The 18,564-nt window shown below is 64.7% G+C and carries 18 protein-coding genes; all 18 read right to left on the bottom strand.

Translation table 11 applies throughout. From position 1 onward, the window contains the following. Positions 1-128: 128 nt before the first annotated feature. Entirely contained in the window at positions 129-614 is a 486-nt protein-coding gene (locus ACEWQZ_RS06620) for a hypothetical protein (RefSeq protein ID WP_476482288.1), read from the bottom strand. 9 nt (positions 615-623) lie between these two features. Then, positions 624-2,867 carry a type II secretion system secretin GspD gene (gspD, locus tag ACEWQZ_RS06625; protein ID WP_476482289.1) on the bottom strand — a complete coding sequence of 748 codons (2,244 nt, stop codon included), beginning with the start codon at positions 2,865-2,867 and terminating at the stop codon, positions 624-626. Next, positions 2,857-3,618, bottom strand: coding sequence for a hypothetical protein (locus tag ACEWQZ_RS06630; protein WP_476482290.1), 762 nt, complete (start codon positions 3,616-3,618; stop codon positions 2,857-2,859). Before ACEWQZ_RS06630 ends, gspD begins: the two co-directional genes overlap by 11 nt. A 2-nt stretch (positions 3,619-3,620) precedes the next feature. After that, positions 3,621-4,229, bottom strand: a complete 609-nt coding sequence (gspM, locus tag ACEWQZ_RS06635; protein WP_476482291.1) for a type II secretion system protein GspM — start codon at positions 4,227-4,229, stop codon at positions 3,621-3,623. After that, the gene (locus tag ACEWQZ_RS06640) at positions 4,201-5,364 is read right to left on the bottom strand and encodes a PilN domain-containing protein (RefSeq protein ID WP_476482292.1); all 1,164 of its coding nucleotides are present in this window, start codon (positions 5,362-5,364) and stop codon (positions 4,201-4,203) included. The genes gspM and ACEWQZ_RS06640 overlap by 29 nt, the downstream gene beginning before the upstream one ends. Continuing rightward, entirely contained in the window at positions 5,361-6,254 is an 894-nt protein-coding gene (locus ACEWQZ_RS06645; RefSeq protein ID WP_476482293.1) for a type II secretion system minor pseudopilin, read from the bottom strand. Before ACEWQZ_RS06645 ends, ACEWQZ_RS06640 begins: the two co-directional genes overlap by 4 nt. Further along, positions 6,251-7,000: a prepilin-type N-terminal cleavage/methylation domain-containing protein gene (locus tag ACEWQZ_RS06650; protein ID WP_476482294.1), complete on the bottom strand. Its 750-nt coding sequence runs from the start codon at positions 6,998-7,000 to the stop codon at positions 6,251-6,253. Before ACEWQZ_RS06650 ends, ACEWQZ_RS06645 begins: the two co-directional genes overlap by 4 nt. A 128-nt stretch (positions 7,001-7,128) precedes the next feature. Next, on the bottom strand, positions 7,129-7,722 hold the full coding sequence (locus ACEWQZ_RS06655) for a type IV pilus modification PilV family protein (RefSeq protein WP_476482295.1): 594 nt from the start codon (positions 7,720-7,722) through the stop codon (positions 7,129-7,131). Beyond that, a complete protein-coding gene (locus tag ACEWQZ_RS06660; protein ID WP_476482296.1) occupies positions 7,712-8,200 on the bottom strand; it encodes a GspH/FimT family pseudopilin in 489 nt (162 codons plus the stop codon). The genes ACEWQZ_RS06655 and ACEWQZ_RS06660 overlap by 11 nt, the downstream gene beginning before the upstream one ends. A 1-nt stretch (position 8,201) precedes the next feature. Then, positions 8,202-8,612 carry a type II secretion system major pseudopilin GspG gene (gene gspG / locus ACEWQZ_RS06665; protein WP_476482297.1) on the bottom strand — a complete coding sequence of 137 codons (411 nt, stop codon included), beginning with the start codon at positions 8,610-8,612 and terminating at the stop codon, positions 8,202-8,204. A 59-nt stretch (positions 8,613-8,671) separates the two neighbouring features. Continuing rightward, positions 8,672-9,883 carry a type II secretion system F family protein gene (locus tag ACEWQZ_RS06670; RefSeq protein WP_476482298.1) on the bottom strand — a complete coding sequence of 404 codons (1,212 nt, stop codon included), beginning with the start codon at positions 9,881-9,883 and terminating at the stop codon, positions 8,672-8,674. A gap of 4 nt (positions 9,884-9,887) precedes the next feature. Continuing rightward, entirely contained in the window at positions 9,888-11,651 is a 1,764-nt protein-coding gene (gspE, locus tag ACEWQZ_RS06675; protein WP_476482299.1) for a type II secretion system ATPase GspE, read from the bottom strand. A gap of 32 nt (positions 11,652-11,683) precedes the next feature. Beyond that, positions 11,684-12,337: an exosortase H-associated membrane protein gene (locus ACEWQZ_RS06680; protein WP_476482300.1), complete on the bottom strand. Its 654-nt coding sequence runs from the start codon at positions 12,335-12,337 to the stop codon at positions 11,684-11,686. Between the two features lie 10 nt (positions 12,338-12,347). After that, positions 12,348-16,184, bottom strand: coding sequence for a phosphoribosylformylglycinamidine synthase (gene purL / locus ACEWQZ_RS06685; protein WP_476482301.1), 3,837 nt, complete (start codon positions 16,182-16,184; stop codon positions 12,348-12,350). Positions 16,185-16,275: 91 nt separating this feature from the next. Further along, a complete protein-coding gene (locus tag ACEWQZ_RS06690; protein WP_476482302.1) occupies positions 16,276-17,025 on the bottom strand; it encodes a DsbC family protein in 750 nt (249 codons plus the stop codon). 161 nt (positions 17,026-17,186) lie between these two features. Further along, on the bottom strand, positions 17,187-18,104 hold the full coding sequence (xerD, locus tag ACEWQZ_RS06695; RefSeq protein ID WP_476482303.1) for a site-specific tyrosine recombinase XerD: 918 nt from the start codon (positions 18,102-18,104) through the stop codon (positions 17,187-17,189). Then, a complete protein-coding gene (locus tag ACEWQZ_RS06700) occupies positions 18,101-18,247 on the bottom strand; it encodes a hypothetical protein (protein WP_476482304.1) in 147 nt (48 codons plus the stop codon). Before ACEWQZ_RS06700 ends, xerD begins: the two co-directional genes overlap by 4 nt. A gap of 1 nt (position 18,248) precedes the next feature. Then, positions 18,249-18,564 (bottom strand): hypothetical protein (locus tag ACEWQZ_RS06705; protein ID WP_476482305.1); only part of this gene is annotated, 316 nt, incomplete at its 5' end.

The following is an 18,564-nucleotide window of genomic DNA, read 5'->3' on the forward strand; positions in this document are numbered from 1 at the left end:
ACGGACATGAACCCGGACAGTTCGGATTTTATGCTAAACGATGCCCTCATGTAAAGCAATGCCGGAGGCGACTTTCGCGACGAAAAACCTCGACGCGCACTCATCCGGCGCTCGTTCGCGATTGTAACCTATCCCGAAATCACCCGCCACCACTGCTTGTCGATGCGAATCCATTGTTCTTTGCTAGTGGTCTTCATCTTCGCATTCGACAATGGACCGGGCGCGCCGGCGGGGCGATAGGTGACCTCGACGGCGACCTCACAACGATCACCCTCACATTCGGCACTGGCCACACGGGCGTCAAGGTATTGCAAGCGACGACTGGAGCGACTGGCTGCGTAGCGCTCGCTCGGGGTTTCCTGGCGAAAGCCGGGGGTGGTGTATTCCCAGGCGCGCTCGAAATCGCGCTCGACCATGGCCTGCCACCAGGCCTGGGCGCGCTGGCTGACGACTTCTTCGTCGCTGAGCTCGGGCTCCGGCGCTTCGGGCTGGCAAGCGATGAGCAGCAGGGCAGCAAGGGTGGCAACAAGCGCCAGCGGCGCGCGATAACTGCGTTTGACGGCACAAGACATGGTGCTGAGGATCTCCCGTTGGGTGGTTGGCTTGTATGACATGATCGACGATCAGTTGGCATCGGACGTGGGGCCCTGCAGGTTACGTAACGGGCGCAGCGCCTCGAACTGGCTCCGCACGTCGTCGGAGACGCGCTTGAGCTGGTTGGTCGACTCGACCACTGTAGGGGTGATCAGCACCAGGGTTTCAGTGCGAATGCTTTCACGCCGGGTGCTTCGGAACAGGCTGCCCAGAAACGGAATGCGCTGCAGACCCGGCACGCCGCTGCGGCTGTCGCTGGTCTCTTCGCGAATCATTCCGCCCAGCATGATGGTCTGGCCCGACTGGATCGCGACCTCGGTCTGCAGATTGCGGGTATTGACCGGCGGATTGGTGTTGCTGCCTTCGGCAGGGCGCTCACCCGGTGAAGACACTTCCTGGCTGAGGCTCAGATAGACCAGGCCACCCGGATTGACGCGCGGGGTCACCTCGAGAATGGTGCCGGTATTGAGATACTGAACGCTGCCGAAGCGGCTGCCATCGCCCGAGCCGCCGATAAAGCTGGTCGACTGGACGGGCACCTGCTCGCCGACGTTGATGGTGGCGTCGGAATTGTTGCGCACCACCAGGCTGGGCGAAGAGATCGTGCGCACGTTCGAGACTGATTCAAGAGCATCAATAGTGGCGGCAACGAAGGTGCGGCCGACTCCGCGGCGGGTAATGGTCCCCAGCACATCCGATGTTTCCTGGCCGCCAAGCTGGAGGAAGTTCTTGTCGCGCGACTCGGCAAAGCCGTCCGGCAGGCTGGGTCCGTTTTCGCCATCGGGGTGCTCACCGGAAAGAAACCAGTTGACGCCGTAGCGCAGGCGATCGTTGAGTTCGACGATGAGCACCTGCGCCTCGATCAGCACCTGCAGAGGCTCCTCGTCGAGGCGCTCGATGGCCGAAAGGATGCCATCGTAGTCGCTGGGCGAGGCCTGGATCAGCAGAGAGTTGGTTTCTTGCACCGCGGTGACGCGCACGTCGCCGTCTTCGCCCAACGACATACCGCCGGCGCTGGACCGGCTGCTGCTCTGGCTGTTGTTGTCGCGACCACCGGCACGCGACTGCTGAAAATCGCTGATGCTGGACGCCTGCGCCCGCTCCAGGCCGGGCGCGAGTGAGCCCCCGGATTCACGCGAGCGCCGGCCGCCGCCCCCGCTCGTGCCAAACAGGTCGCCCAAATAGCCGGCCAGCACGTCGGCCTCGAGGTTCTTGACGCGGTAGACGTAGAGCCGCGCACCGCCCTGAGCGCTGGAGCGATCGAGGCGCTTGATCCACTTCTCGGCCTCATCCAGATAATGTTCGCTGGGCGTAATCACCATGATGGCGTTGAGGCGTTCCAGCGGCATGAAACGGAACATGCCGGCCAGCGGGGTCTCACCCTCTTCGCCGAACACGCCCTCGAGCTCGGGCAGCAGCTCATCGACCTCAAGACGCTCGAGGTTGAAAATGCCCACGGACATGCCTTCGAGCCAGTCGACGTCGAAGGTCTGGACAATCTGCAGGTAGTTGCTGAGCTCGAAACGGGTGCCGGCCAGAAACAGCAGGTTGCGGGCATTGTCGGCGTTGAAGACGGCGTCTTCCTTGACCCAGGGCTCCAGCAGCTCGGCCATCTTGCCGGCCGAAATGAATTCCAGCGGCACCGCCAGCACTTCGTAACCCCGTGCCCGGCTGGCCGAGTCGAAGCGCGGCACCAGGTTGCCGGCCACCGCCTGCGAGATCGGCACGACGTGGTAGCTGCCCTCGCGCCAGATCAGCGTGGCGCCGTTCCAGCGCAGCAGCATTTCAAGGATGGGCATGACCTGGTCGCGCTTGATCGGCTTGGCGGTGGAAAAAGTGACCTCGCCGCTGACGCCCGGCGCGATGATGTAATTTTCCTCGAACATGTGGCCCAGAATCGCCTGAACGACCTCCTGGATGCCCTGCCCTTCGAAGTTCAGCGTGATCTCACCGTCCGCCCCGGGCGGCTCGGCGCGCGGGCTGACAGCGCTTTCGTTGATGAACACGCCGTCGCCGGGATAGACCTCGGTGGCCTCGAACGTGCCCTCCTCGTCACTCGGCTGCTCGTCCATGCCGAGCTGAATGCCCTCGCGATCAGGCGGGCGATTCTGCGGCTCAACGGCGCTCTGACCGGGCTTGAGGCGGGTGCGGTCGGCGTCGTCGCTGCGCTCGCCCATGGCGGCGCAGCCGCCAAGCGCCAGGCTGGCAAGCAGCAGGGCCGTCAGCGCGGGCCGGAAACGGGTCACTGGATATCGGGTTTGCTCAGCCATCATTGTCCTGTTTTTGCTCGTTCTGACGCGCGCGCCGTTCGGCCTCGGCCCGCAGCTGGGCGCGGCGTTCGGCGACGCGACGGCGGATTTCCTCGGCCCGGGCACGCGCTTCTTCGCTGGCCTCGGGCTGGCGGTTGACGGGCTCGGCCTCTTCCTCGGCCGCGGCGGACTGCTCGGCCGCGGCCCGCTCCCGGGACTGTTGCGCCACCACCGGGGCCTTGAGACCGCTGGTATTGACCTTCAGTTCAAGTTCGCTGCGTCGGCCGTCGACGGAAACAAAGCTGACCTGCCGCGGCTCAATGGCGTCCAGCTTCCAGGCCGCCTGCTCGCCCTCCAGGCTCATGCCTTCGCGCAGCACCAGGGTCTTGCCGGCCTGCTCGTCGGTGATCATGGCCAGCTTCATCTCGGGCGTGATCACGATACCTGCAACCGCAGCCTCGAGGTCCGAGATCTCCTCGGCCTCGTCTTCCTGCTCGGCCAGCTGCTCCGGCTCGGACGGCGCCTCGACCACCGGCAGTTGACGGTCGGAGAAGAACACCGGCCGCTCGATGATGGCCGAGTAGGCAGAAAACTCCTTCAGGCCGGTCTCGGGCGCGTCAACCTGCCCCTGGGGGGCCGAAGTGTCGCCCCTGGGCTGGATGGCTGCAACATCGGGCCGGCCCATCAGCAGCGCAATGGCCACGCCGGCAAACGCGAGCGTGCCGATGCCGGCGCCCAGCAGGGTGGTGAGCAGATTACGCTGCAGATCGAACATGCTCAGCCCTCGGCCTGCTCGGACAAAAAGCCGTAGATATCGAAGCGCGCGTCAAGCTGGCCGTAGCCGTCGCTGCCGCGCCGCCCCGCACGATCGGCGGGCGTGCGCTGATTGATGATCATGTTGTCGACAAAAATCAGCGGCACGTTGTCTTCCAGCTGGTAGAGAATGCGGGTGAGATCCGGCAGCGGACAGTTCAGGCGCACGTTGAGCGTGACCTGTTCGAACCGCTCATCATCACCGTCGCCGCTGCGATTGGTGGTCGAAACGATACGGCACAAGTCAGTATCGTCGGCCTCGCGCTGGATGATATCCCGAAGCCGGCGCGTGAGCCCGGCGGCCGCGACGTTGAAATTCGACTCCGGCAGAAACAGGGCGCTGTCCAGGCGCTCGGCCTGAAGCTCGTCGAGCCGCTCCTCCAGATCGGGCCGACGGGCCACGGCAGCCTTGAAGCGCGCCGCATGCTCTTCAAGTGCATCAACCTCCTCGGCCGCCTCCAGATGCCGCACCACGAACCAGTGAAACCCGATGAAGTAGACCACGATCAGCACGATCACCAGCAGGGCGATGGCCAGCGGGCGATTATTCTCCAGATCCGGCAGCAGCTGCATGCTCGCCTCCTCCGCTTGTGATCCGCGCGCGCGCATTGAAGCGCTCACGCCCGCTCCTTTTGTCAATGTTGACCGGGCCGCGGAATTCGGCATCGGCGAGCAGCTCCGATTCGTTGATCAGCTCGATCAGGCGCTGCGACTGGTCGGCCAGGCCCTGCAGCTGCAGCTCATTGCCGCGCATCTGCAGCTGCATCAGCCAGATATCATTGGGCAGGATGCGGGTGAGCTCATCGAGCACCTGGACGCTGACCGGCTGCTGGCGGCGGCGCTCGGCCAGAAAGTTGGCGGCCGCAAGAGCGTCCTGCAGCTCGCGCTGAAGCGCCATGACCTGATCGGCCTCGCCGCGCAGCGCCTCCACTTCGGTTTCAAGGCGATCGACGGTGCGCTGATGCATGTAAAGCGACTCGAACATCACCACGGCCAGCACCAGCACCAGGGCACCGGCCAGCAGCCAGTTGATGCGGGCCCGTCGATAGATGTAGCGGGGCCGCTCGGCCAGCGGCAGCATGTTGAAGCCCTCGCAGGCCGGCGCGGCGGCGTCGCGCGCCAGGCAGTCAATGGCGTGCGGACGAATGCCGATGGCGTGCAGGCGCTCGATCAACTCATCCACGCGCGAGCGCAGCGCCAGGCGCAGTTCCAGCTTGAGGCGGCCGTATTCGGCGTCGCGCTCGACGATGGTGTAGTCGAAATAAACCTGATCGGCACTGAAGGGCGTGAGCTGGTCAAGCTGGTAGCGCAGCGATTCGTCCAGATTGGATTCCACCGCCAGCGGCAGCTCGACCGGGCAGCGCAGCACATCACTTTCCGGCAGGCACAGACGGATTTCCGGCGGCCCATCGTCAAAGCCGGCGAACACTTCCTGCCAGCGGTCACGCAGCAGACCCACATCTTCGGTATGGCCAAACGAATCGCGCTGCGCCGGCTCGTCGCCACCCACCCAGATGGTCAGCCCCCGACTGTCGGGCTGCGGCTCGAGCCACAGCTCGGGGCGCGGCGGAATCATCCGGCGGCGCAGGCTGCGCGGCAGCAGGCTGCCCAACTCGCTGCGCCACCAGGCCAGAAAGCCCGGCAGGGGCCCGGCCCGGTAGCGGGCAAGCAGGCTGCCCCAGTAGTCGTTGATGGCACTCTGATTCATCGGTCCTCGACGTTGTCTCGCCAGCGCAGCACTTTAAAGGGACGGCCGCGCCGGTTGCCACCCAGCTCGATGGTGGCCTGCACTTCACTCCAGGTTCCGGAATCCAGCACCGCCCGCGAGCGAATGCTAAAGGTCCGCCCACCCCCTTGCAAGTTGACCATCGTGCCGTCGGGCATCAACAGCGCCTGCTGATCGCGCGGATGAACCTGCCAGCGCTCTTCGACAAAGGCATTGGCCTCCTCGACGCCGATCTCGGGGTCAGCCGCCAACACTTCGGCCGAGGCAAAGGCCGGGTTGAAACGCCCGCTGGAATCCACGGTCAGCATCGGCTCGAGCTCCTTGAACAGATCCCAGCTCATGCCGATGACCTGCTGCAGCTCGTCAACCGAGCCAAAGGGCTCGTTGGCCGGGCCGTAAGGATACCCGGCTGACTCGTATTCGGCCAGCTCGGCGCCGTAGAGCCGGGGCAGATCGTCCTCGTCGCGCCAGTCGGCAATGGCATCGGCCAGATACCACGCCTCGGTCTCTTCCATCCCTCGTGAGATGAACAGATTGGACAGAAGTTCCGGATCCGCGCTGTTGAGATCGATCTTGCCGGACTCGTCGGTGACCCGGATCTCGACCTCGGCGGCCCCGAACCCGATGACGTACGGGCGCCCGTCAGGCACCCAGCGGGTTTCGAAATCAGGATTGCGCATTTCGTAGGCTGCCCGATGAATACCGGCCTCGGCGGCATAGCGCGCGCGGGTGGTGTCGAACAGAAAGCGCGACTGCAGGCTCTCGGTGCGGGCCAGCACGGCATAGGTGCCCACGATGATGGTCATCAGCACCAGCACCCACAGGACGACAATCAGCGCGATACCGCCCTGCCTTGCCATGCCGGCCGTCATCGGTTGGCACCCCGCCCCTGCCGAGGCCGAAGCATGTCGCTGGCGCGCTGAATGGTGCGGGTGCGCCTGTGATCGCTGGAGTCAACCATCACCGGCACGATCAGATCCGGCCAGACCAGTCCGCGCGACGAACCCAGATCCAGCAGCACACCGACGCCCAGCGGCAGGCGCTCGGGCTCTTCCCAGAAGTCGGTCCAGAACGTCTCGCCGGTTTCGGGATCCTCGCCCAGAAAGATGAACTCGCCGCCGTCAAGATCCTTCATCAGCACGCGGCCGTCGCTGGTGCGCTCGAGATCACCGGGTTCGTAGCCGTTGAGCATGGCGTAGTAATAGACCAGCTCGAGCCCGTCGTTGCCGCGCTCGAGCCGAAACTCCTGAACATACGGGCCGCCGTAGCTGAGATAACCCGGCATGGGCGAAACCAGACGCAGGCGCTGGCGCTCGCCCTCAAAGCGGACGATCTCGCCGTCTTCGAACTCTTCGATGATGAGCGCGCGCGCCTGCATCAGCTGACGGCGCATGAATTGCTGCACCACGCGCAGACGATTGGTTTGTTCAATGACGGCCTCGCCGGAACTGGTCGCGCGCACGCTGGCGCGAAAGCCGCCGTAGGCCATGGCCATGATGATCGACACCAGCGCGATGGCCAGCAGCACCTCGATCAGAGTAAAGCCGCCTTCGCGCGCGCCTGGCGCGCGCGAAGGCGTCCCGGACCCCGATCCGGGACCTCCCTGATGAAGCTGCAAGCTTGAACCGAAGGGCAACCCCGATCCGGGACCTCCCTGATGAAGCTGCAAGCTTGAACCGGAGGGCAACCCCGATCCGGGACCTCCCCGACGAAGTTGCGAACCTGAACCTAAGGGCAGGAAGGCCGTCACGGTCGCGGCCCGCCGCCCATCTGCATCTGCCGCTCTTCCCAATGCACATCGACCGAGCGCAGGGTGTCGAAAACAGCTTGGCGCCGGCCGTTGGCCCACTCGACGGTCAAGCGTACGTGATACAGCGCGATCGGCAGCTCCTGGGTCATGTCGAGAGCGCGTTCGTCGATGACCTCGGTCTCGCTCACCTCCATGACCCAGGAGAACTCCTCATTGAAGCGGCCCTGGGTAACGCCCGGCTCGATCATGCGCTCGATTCCCAGGGTGTCGAGCCGGGACTGCGCCCACAGCGCCGCCTGGGTGTAGTCGCCCGACAGGCGCGTGTTGCCGACCGAGGTGGACAGAATCTGCAGCACCACGCCGAACAGCAGCGCAAAGACCATGAAGGCGACCATCACCTCGATCAGGGTGAAGCCGCCCTGTCGGCCACGCCGACAGGGCGTCCCGGACCCCGATCCGGGACCTGCCCGACCGGTCTCCAGACGCCTACTGGAGAGGAATCCCGATCCAAGGCCTGGCGGACGCCGCCGCAAGTGCTGCACAGCGACTTGGCCTCGCCCCTTGTGCATGGCTGGCCACTCACGCATCATCCGCGTCCCGGTTGATGCTCACTTCACCGGTCAGCCAGGAGACCTCGATCGCCCAGCTGCGCTCGCCGGCCAGCAGCTCGACGCTGCCGCCGGTCGAGGCGCCATCGGGGTAGAAGCGGATGCCGCCGGCGTTCTCACCGGTCATTTCCGAACGCGCGGTTTCGAGAATGATCTCGAGCCCCTCCGGCAGCTCTACCGGCTCGCGCCCGGCCGCCGTCCAGGTGCGCGCATCGGCATCGGCGCGGAAGACCTGCTGCTGGCGCTGAATGATGGCCTGGCCACGCGTATGACGAATGCCGGCAACGATCTCGCGCGAGGCGTTGCGGATTTCAGCGCCCCGCACCGAGCGGCTGACCGACACGCCGATGACGGCAAACAGCAGCGAGACCAGCACCATCACCACCATCAGCTCGAACAGCGAAAACCCGCCATCGCGGGTTCGGACTGGCAGGCGACGAATACCGATCAGCGCGCGCAAGTCAGTCCCAGTTGGTTATTTCCGCGTTGGGACCCTCACCACCAGGCGAGCCGTCGGCACCGTTCGACCAGATATCGAAAGACCGATGCTCGCCGGGATAGCGGTACTGGTAAGCGTTGTCCCACGGATCCTTCAGGTTGGATTCGTTGACGTAAGGGCCGTTCCAGTTGCTGGCATTCCCGGGCTTTTCGACCAGCTCGCGCAATTCGCGGGGTGCACGCCCGTTGTCGAGGTAGTACTCGTCGACGGCCATCGACAGGCGCTGCACCTCGGCATCGGCGGCGCGCAGCTTGGCGTCCTCGCCGCGCTGCATGATATTGGGCACCACCAGGCCGGCAATCAGGCCCAGAATAATGAGCACCACCAGCAGCTCGATCAAAGAAAAACCTGAACTGTTTCCAGCCTTGTACATTCCTTCTCCTCCGGCCCGTTGGGGCATGCGTTGATTCAATTTCCGAGTCATCCAGGCCGTCAGGCCACCAGCTCGTTGATACTGAGAATAGCCATCAGCACCGACATGACGATGACACCAATCAGCACGGCCAGGCCCAGCGTCAGCGCCGGCACCAGCAGCGCCATCAAACGGTCAATGGTGGTCCTGACCTCGCGATCATAAGTGTCGGCCACCTTGAGCAGCATCTCGTCGAGCTTGCCGGTCTCCTCACCCACGTTGACCATCTGCAGCGCCAGGCGCGGAAAGTTGTCGTTGGCCGCCAGCGCAGTGGCCATGGGGGTGCCCGTCTTGACCTGACTGGCCGCCTCGCCCACATCATCGGAGAGCACGGTATTGCTCATGACATTCTTGGCAATGGAAAGTGCCGAAAGCAGCGGCACGCCGTTGACCAGCAGGGTGCCCGCCGTGCGCGCCAGGCGGGCGGTCTCGATCTTGCCGATGACATCACCCACGCCTTTCAGGCGCAAGAAACGACCGTCCCAGCGACGCCGCGACGCCGGCCGCCGCATTTGCCCGCGAAACCACAGCGCGACGACAAGCACCACCGCGATCATCGCCCACCAGTAGTTCTGCAGCGCCGAGCCGACGGCCATGACGATCTGGGTCAGGAAGGGCAGCTCGCCGCCAAACTCCTCGAACATGGGCGTGAACTGCGGAATCACGTAGCCCATCAGCAGAATCAGCGAACCAATCGCCAGCACCACCAGCAGCGCCGGATAGACCATGGCCGAGACAACTGAATCCTTGAGCTCCTTGGAACGCTCGAGGTACTCGGCCATGCGCGAGAGCGTGTGATCAAGCGAACCGCCGATCTCGCCGGCGCGCACCATGTTGATGTAAAAGCGCGAAAACACGCCGTGCCGCTCTTCCAGGGCTTCAGACAACGCGCCGCCCTCGCGGACGCGATTGCGGATGGTCTCGACCGTCTCCTGAACGCGCTCGTTCTCGGCCAGCTCGGCGAGGATGCCCAGCGACCGGTCCAGCGGCAGCCCGGCGCTCAGCAGCGTGGCCAGCTGCTGGGTGAGATCGCCGATTTCAGCCTGCTTGAGCCCACGACGCCCGCGCAGCAGCGCGGACAAACGAAAGCCCGAGCCCACCTCCCTGGCCGAAACCGGAATATTGCCCGACTCCTGAAGGTGCGCAATCACCAGCTCCTTGCTGGGGGCGTCCATCTCGCCGGTGGTGGTCTCACCGCTGGGGGTGACGGCCTTGTATTCAAAAAGCGGCATCGACCTAGGCGTCCTGCGTGACTCGCAGCACTTCCTCTGCGGAAGTCACGCCGTCGAGCGCCTTCATCAGGCCGTCTTCGTACATGGTCAGCATGCCTTCGGCGCGTGCCTGCTTTTCGATCTCGGTCGCGGTCGCGTGCTTCATCACCAACCGGCGAATTTCTTCCGACAGCACCAACAGCTCGTGAATGCCGGTACGGCCGCGATAGCCGGTGGGGCTGGCCTCGGAGCTGCCGGGCCGATACAGACGCAGCGGCCGCTCATCACTGAGTTTGTCGAGACCGAGTTCATCGATCATTTCCGGCAGCACCTCGTAGGCCTGCATGGTCTCCGGATCGAGCCGGCGTACCAGGCGCTGGGCCATGATGGCGTTGACCGTGGAGGTCAGCAGATAGTCTTCCACCCCCATGTCGATCATTCGGGTCACGCCACCGGCGGCGTCGTTGGTATGCAGGGTCGACAGCACCAGGTGGCCGGTCAGCGCCGACTGGATGGCAATCTTGGCCGTTTCCAGGTCACGCATTTCACCGATCATGATCACGTCCGGGTCCTGGCGCACGATCGAGCGCAGCGCGCGGGCAAAATCCAGCCCGATGGAAGACTTGGCCTGAATCTGGTTGACGCCCTCGAGCTGATACTCGATGGGATCTTCCACCGTGATGATCTTGCGCTCGGGCGTATTGAGCTTCGACAGCGCGGTATACAGCGTCGTGGTCTTGCCCGAGCCGGTCGGGCCGGTGACGAGAATGATGCCGTGCGGCACATCCAGCTCGTGCTCGAAGCGCTCCTGCAGCCCGGGCTCGAAGCCCAGGCTGGAAAAATCCAGCACCACGGCTTCGCGGTCGAGAATACGCATCACGACCGACTCGCCGTGCGCCGTGGGCACCGTCGAGACACGCAGATCGAGCTCCTTGCCGCCGACGCGATGCATGATGCGCCCATCCTGCGGCAAGCGGCGCTCGGCGATGTTGAGCCGGGCCATGATCTTCACGCGCGAGATGACCGCCGCGGTCGAGCGCGCCGGCGGCGCCTCGACCTCCTGCAGCACGCCGTCGATGCGATAGCGCACCTTCAGACGATTCTCGAACGGCTCGATGTGAATATCGGAAGCGCGCGACTCGACCGCGCGCTGGAGAATCAGGTTGACAACGCGGATGACCGGCGCCTCGGATGCCAGGTCACGCAGGTGTTCGACGTCTTCCTCGTCTTCACCGGCACCGCCTTCGCCGCCCAGATGTTCGGCAATCTGGCCCATGGCGGACTTGCCGCCGCCGAAATAGCGCTCGATGGTGTTGTCGATTTCAGAGGTCACGCCGACGCGCGGCAGCACTTCGCGTCCGGTGGCCATGCCCAGCGCACGCAGGGCGAACTCGTCGCAGGGGTCGGCCATGACCACTTCGAGCGTGTCGTCGTCGACGCCCACCGGCACCAGATGCTGCTGTTTCATGTAGCGCACCGAAATCGAGTCGATCTGTGGTGCCGACTCGGGGTAGTCCTTTTCCGAGACCATGGGGATATCGAGCAGCTCGGATTGGGCACGCGCCAGGTCGCGCTCGGAAACCAGCCCCAGCCGAACCAGCAGCGTCAGCAGGTTGCCGCCGTGCTGCTCACGATAAGCCTTGGCGCGCTGCAGATCTTCCTCGCGCAGGCGCTCCTGCTCGATCATCAGCTTGCACAGCTCGGCGGCGCGATCCTCGAGATGATCGCTGACGCTGGGCAGCAGCTCGCTTTCGTCAGTGGCAGTCAGGGCTTCCGTTTCCATACTCATACCTCAAACAGACAGTCCGGCCCCGAGTCGGTTCAGCGCCGCCGACTCTGCACCAGCTTTTCGATGAAGGGGCGATTCATCAGAATCCAGGCCGCAATCGGGATCACGCCGGGAAACATCAGGTAGCCCAGCTGGTAGCACAGGGCGATGGCCGTAGGCGACAAACCGCTGTTGGCAACCACCGTGGCCACCGGCCCCTGAAACTGCTGGCTGAACTGAAAGGCCAGGTCGCGCCAGATTTCCCAGTAGGTGGCCCACACCGTGACCAGGCTGACCAGAACAAACCCCGCAGCCAGCTGCATCAGCCGCCGCCACAGGCTCAGCGGCGTGGCCATGATCAGCCCGAACAGCAGCGCCATGCCCCAAGCATAAATCATCGGATTGACGTCCCAGATCAGCGGCATCTTCTGGCCGCTTTGCTGATGGTCAACGACTATGCCGGTTTGAATCTCGAAGGTAAAACCGGCCTGAAAGATCTTCTCGAACACGTCTCCGTGCAGCACGCCCAGAAGCGTTTGCAGAATCAGCCGGGTCGGAAACATGAGCAGGCTGGCGGCAAAGAACCACAGGAAGAACCCCAGCGGCAGATACAGCAGGGCCAGGAAGAACATCTCCCTGACCGGGTTCACGAAAGACTCGCTGCCGCCGGTTTCGCTTTCGCCTTGCTGTTGATCGGTCCTGCTCATGGTGTCGAATTCATTCCAGCCACAGCCGCGCATTGTGAAACATCTTCATCCAGGGTGAAAGGTCTCCCCAGTCTTTCGGCGCCCAGGAGTAGTTCACCCGCCGCAGCAAACGCTCGGGGTGCGGCATCATGATCGTCACTCGGCCGGTGCTGCTGCTCAGGCCGGTAATGCCGCCCGGCGAGCCGTTGGGGTTGCCGGGATAACGCTCCGTCGGCGCGCCTTCGGCAGTGACAAAGCGCAGCGCCACGGCGGCGCGCGCACTCGCCCCGGCGGCAAACTGCGCCCGCCCCTCTCCGTGCGCAGCCACCACCGGCAGCCGCGAGCCTGCCATGCCCTGCAGGAACAGCGACGGGCTGTCTTCGATGGCCACCTGACTGAGCCGGGCCTCGAACTGGCGCGAACGGTTGACCACAAAATGCGGCCAGTGCTCGCTGCCGGGGATGATCTCGCGCAGCGCCGAGAGCATCTGACAGCCGTTGCACACGCCCAGCGCAAAGCGCGCCGGATCTTCGAAAAACGCCTGAAAGGCGTCGCGCAGCTGCTGGTTGAAAAGAATCGAGCGCGCCCAGCCCTGCCCTGCCCCGAGCACGTCACCAAAGGAGAAACCGCCGCAGGCAGCCAGGCCGTGAAAGTCTGCCAGAGATTGGCGGCCGGAAGCCAGGTCGCTCATGTGAACGTCAACGGCCTCGAAGCCGGCCGACATGAAGGCCCGCGCCATCTCGCGCTGACCGTTGACGCCCTGCTCGCGCAGAATGGCCACGCGCGGCCTGGCACCGCCGTTGATGTGCACCGGCTCCGGCGGCGTGAAGGTCAGCTCCGAGACCAGGCCCGGACGCGAGAAATCGGCAAGGGAAGCGAACTCCTCATCGGCACATTCGGGATGATCACGCAGGCGCTGCATGCGGTAGCTGGTTTCACCCCAGCGCCGGGCCAGGTCGGCCAGCTCGCGACGGCACAGCTCGCGCTCGCCGGCACGCACGCTCAAGCGCGGCTCGTCGACAACACGGCCCGCTACCGAAACGCAGTCGGCCAGCCCGGCCGCTTCCAGCTGTGCCTGCACGGCAGCCAGCTGATCGGCGCTCACCTGCAGTACCAGACCCAGCTCCTCGTTGAACAACGCCGCCAGCGGATCAACCGCACTCGACCCCAGGTCCAGCGCCACGCCGCAGCGACCGGCCAGCGCCATCTCCAGCACGGCAGTGAACAGCCCGCCGTCAGAGCGATCATGACAGGCCAGGACCAGCCCCGCCGCGACCAGACGCTGTACCGCAAGGAACGCGGCGCGCAGCCGAGCCGGGTCGTCGACATCCGGCACCTCGCCGAGCTGGCGCGAGAACACCTGCGCCAGCGCCGAGCCCCCCAGACGGCCGCGCCCCAGATCGAGCAGCAGCAAGCGGCTGTCCGGCTCGGCACGCAGCTCGGGCGTGACGTGGCGGCGCACGTCGCTGACCGGCGCAAAGCCGGAAACAATCAGCGACACCGGAGCGATCATGTTCTGCTCCTGCCCGTCCTGCTGCCAGATGGTGTTCATCGACAGCGAATCCTTGCCGACCGGAATGGAAAGTTCGAGCTCGGGACACATGGCGCTGACCGCCTCGACGGCGGCGCGCAGCGCGGCGTCCTGTCCCGGCGCTCCGGCGGCCGCCATCCAGTTGGCCGAGAGCTTGACGTGCGAGAGGTCGCGCACGACCACGCCAGCCAGATTGGTGAGCACCTCGCCGACGGCCACGCGCGCGGCCGCGGCCGAATCGTGCACCGCCAGCGGCGTGCGCTCGCCCATGGCCATGGCGGTGCCGCCATGGCCGTCGTAGTCAAGCAGCGTGATGGCGCAATCAGCCACCGGCACCTGATATGGCCCGACCATCTGGTCGCGCACGCTCAGGCCTCCGACGGTGCGGTCACCGATGGTGATCAGGAACTGCTTGCTGCCCACCGCCGGCAAGGCGAGGGTGCGATCGATGGCCTCATCGATACTGACGTCGTCGAGCAGCTCCGCTTCCAGCGCCAGACGCCGGGTGGTTGCATCGCGATGCATCCGCGGCGGCTTGCCCAGCAGCACCTCCAGCGACATGTCTACTGCAGGGCGGTCACCGAGCCGATCGGAAACCAGCAGCCGACCGTCGTCGCTGGCCGCGCCCAGATCCGCCCAGGGGCAGCGCTCGCGCTCGCACAACGCGGCAAAATCGTCCAGGTTTTCGGGCGCGATCGCCAGCACGTAGCGCTCCTGCGCTTCGTTGCACCACAACTCCATGGGCGAGAGCGCCGGATCGTTGCTCGGAATCTCGCGCAGCTCCAGACGCCCGCCCACGCCACCGTCGTGCAGCAGCTCGGGCAGGGCGTTCGACAACCCGCCGGCACCGACATCGTGAATCGACTTGATCGGATTGGTCTGGCCCCGCATCCAGCAGCGATCGATCACCTCCTGGGCACGGCGCTGCATTTCCGGGTTGCCCCGCTGCACCGAGGCGAAATCCAGATCGGCGTCGGACTGGCCCGAGCTCATCGACGAGGCCGCGCCACCACCCAGCCCGATCAGCATGGCCGGGCCGCCCAGAACGATGATGCGGTCGCCGGGCGCCAGCGTTTGTTTATGCGTTTGTCCATCGGCAATCATGCCGCTACCGCCGGCGATCATGATCGGCTTGTGATAACCCCACAGCTGCCCGCCGATTTCGGCACTGAAAGTTCTGAAGTAGCCAAGCAGCGCAGGCCGCCCGAACTCGTTGTTGAAACCGGCCGCGCCAACCGGGCCGCTGAGCATGATGTCGCAGGCCGAGGCCAGGCGAGCCGGCTGCGCCGGCGCCGTCTCCCAGGGCTGAAACCCGTCGGGGAGACGCAGATCGGAAACCGAATAGCCGCTCAGCGCAGCGATCGGACGGGCGCCGCGACCGGTTGCGGACTCATCGCGAATTTCGCCACCGGAACCGGTGGCTGCGCCCGAGGCCGGCGCAATCGCCGTGGGATGGTTGTGCGTCTCGACCTTGATCTGGATATGGGCGCGACCGGCGCTGAGGCGATAGGTCGGATGCGCCAGCGTGGTTTCGAGCAGCCGGACGTCGAATCCTTCGACAACGGCCGAATTGTCGTCATAAGCCACCAGAGTCGCCGCGGGCGTGGCCGCATGGGTACGGCGCACAAGCCCGAACAGGGAGTCGTCCAGCCTGCGACCGTCGACACTCCAGTCGGCGTTGAAGATCTTGTGGCGACAGTGCTCCGAGTTGGCCTGCGCGAACATCATCAGTTCGGCATCGCTGGGAGCACGCCCCATGCCGGCATAGGCATCGACGAGATATTCGATCTCGTCGTCGCTCATTGCCAGTCCGAGCTCACGGTTGTATCGATCAAGCGTGGCGGCGGCATCGCCCCCCAGCTCGATGACCTCCAGCGCGGCTGGCTGACGCTGCTCGAACCAGCCGTCAAGCGATGCCAGGTCATCGACCAGCACCTGAGTCATGCGATCGTGCAGACAACGACGGGCGGGCGCAGACAGATCGCCGCAGTCAATGCCGTCAAGCGTGAACAGGGTGGCGTGCTCGAGGCGGGCAAACTCGCCCAGGCCGCAGCGCGTCAGGATATCGCCGGCCTTGCTCGCCCAGGGCGTGACGGTACCCGGGCGCGGCACTGCCAGGAGTTGATTCGGCGTCAGCGCCTCGTCGGCAAACGCCTCGGCCGACAGCAGTGACAGCAAGCGCTCGCGCTGTGGCTGTGCGGGCAGCCCGGCGGCATCAATCAGAAACAGTTCACGAGCCTGCAGGTCAACGCGGCAACCCTGCAGCGCAGACAGTTCGGAGGCAAGACGAGAAAGACGAAATGGCGGCAGCGAGTCCCTGCCGAGCAGGATAATCATTCAAGACCCCGCGAGAGCGCTCAAGTGAGCGCGCCATTATAGGCCCTCGTCGACCTGAATGCCCGGGCCATTGGCAGCCCGGGGCAATTGATCATTCGCCAGACGCAGCCTTTCCGGCCAGGCTGTCGAGACGCTCGCGCAGCTGCCTTGGTGGCACATAGCCGGGAATCATGTCGCCGTCGGCGGTCATCATCGAAGGGGTTCCGGTCACGCCCAGGGCGCGGCCCAGCTCATACTGATCGGCAACCGGATTATCGCAGGTGGCGCGCGCGGGCTCGCCGCCCGCCTTGGCAGTGTTCATGGCACTCTGGGGGTCGTCCGCGCACCAGACAGAAACCATGGTGTCATACGTCTCCGACTCCTTGCCGGCCCGCGGGAAGGCCAGATACTTGATGCGGATGCCCTGATTGGCGTATTCATCCATCTGTCCGTGCAGGCGACGACAGTAACCGCAGCTGACATCGGTGAACACCATCAACTCGTAATCGGCATCCTCCGGACCGAAGACAATCGTCTCCGACGGATCCACTTCGGCGAGCAGCTCACGGCGCAGTACGGCCTTGGCCGCGTCGGTCAGGTCAGTCTGGGTCTCCAGGTCGATCAGCCGGCCCTGCATCAGATAGCGGCCGTCCTCGCTCATATAGAGAATCTCGGTGTTGAGCTGCACCTGCATGACCCCCGGAATGGGGCTGTTGGCGATCACCAGGGTCTCGATCTCGGGCACCAGCGCGCGCATGCGCTCTTCAATGGCACCATTGTCGATGGCACCGTTATCGGCGGCCGCAGCCCAGCCGGCCAGCAGCAAGCCGAATGCCGCCATCATTCCTGCAAAACTCTTCATTCAATAGCTCCTGAAAAACAGACTCGACCGGACCAGCCACCGGCTGTTGTCAAAGCGCGGTCACCAAGGCGCGAACATGATAGCCGAGCCGGGCGAATGAGTCATTGGAACGCGTCAGCGGCGACAAGTTTCATCGAAACGAAACCACGGGACGGATGCTTTCAGCCCCGCGGGTGGTGGCGTTGGTGCAGCGCCTTCATGCGCGTTCGCGAAACATGAGTGTAGATCTGGGTCGTGGCCAGATCGGCGTGGCCAAGCAGCATCTGCACCACACGCAGATCGGCGCCGTTGTCGAGCAGGTGCGTGGCGAAAGAGTGGCGCAGCTGGTGCGGGTGCACGGGCCGGCCCAGCCCGGCGCGCGTGGCCAACTGACGAATTCGGGCCCAGATCGCCTGGCGTGACAGCGCGCGACCGCTTCTGGAGACAAACAGCCACTCGCCCTGCGGGCGCAGCTGCGGTCGCACCGCCAGCCACTGCTCAATCGCCTGGGCGGCAGCCTCTCCCAGCGGCACCAGACGCTCCTTTCCGCCCTTGCCCAGCACGCGCACCACCCCCTGCCCGGAATTGAGCCGCGGCAGCGTCAGGGCGGCAAGCTCCGAGACCCGCATGCCGGTGGCATACAGGGTTTCGAGCAGGGCCCGATCACGCACGTCGAACACGTCGTTTGAGTCCGGCGCCGCCAGCAATGCCTCTACCTCACTGGCAGTCAGCGTCCCGGGCAGGCTGCGGGAGCGGCGCGGACCGTCGAGATCGGCCATCGGATTGTGCACGATGCGGCGCTCGCGATGCGCCCAGGCAAAGAACTGGCGCAAACAGGAGAGCTGCCGAACGATGCTGCTGGTATTGGCGCCCGAGCGCATGCGTCGGGCCAGAAAATCGAGCACGTCGGCGCGGGCAATGTCTTCGACACCACGCCCGACGCTGGCGAGAAAGCTCGCCAGGTCGCTACGATAGGCAGTCGCTGTAGCCGGGCTGATGCCGCGCTCGGCCCACAGCGCATCGAGAAAGGTGTCGATGAGCCGTTCGAACTCGCCGGGGACGGCGTCCGCCCCCGGACCGGTACCGGCAGCCCCGGTCAATCCTTTCCGGTCAACCGACCGAGGGTGCTGCTGACAGCATCGCGGAAATCTTCCATCAGTTCGCGACGCTGCTCCATTCGGTGGGTAGCCATCTCATAGAGCGCATCGCGCAGCCCATCAGCGGCGGCGAGCACCTTCGCCATGTCATCGCTGACTGCGGCCTTGCGCGAAGCCTTCTTCTTGGAAGCCTTCTTCTTGGAAGCCTTCTTCTTGGAAGCCTTCTTCTTGGAAGCCTTCTTCTTGGAAGCCTTCTTCTTGGAAGCCTTCTTCTTGGAAGCCTTCTTCTTGGAAGCTTTCTTCTTGGAAGCCTTCTTCTTGGAAGCTTTCTTCTTGGAAGCCTTCTTCTTGGAAGCCTTCTTCTTGGAAGCCTTCTTCTTGGAAGCCTTCTTCTTGGAAGCCTTCTTCTTGGAAGCCTTCTTCTTGGAAGCCTTCTTCTTGGAAGCCTTCTTCTTGGAAGCCT

This window comes from Wenzhouxiangella sp. YN1 (assembly GCF_056324145.1).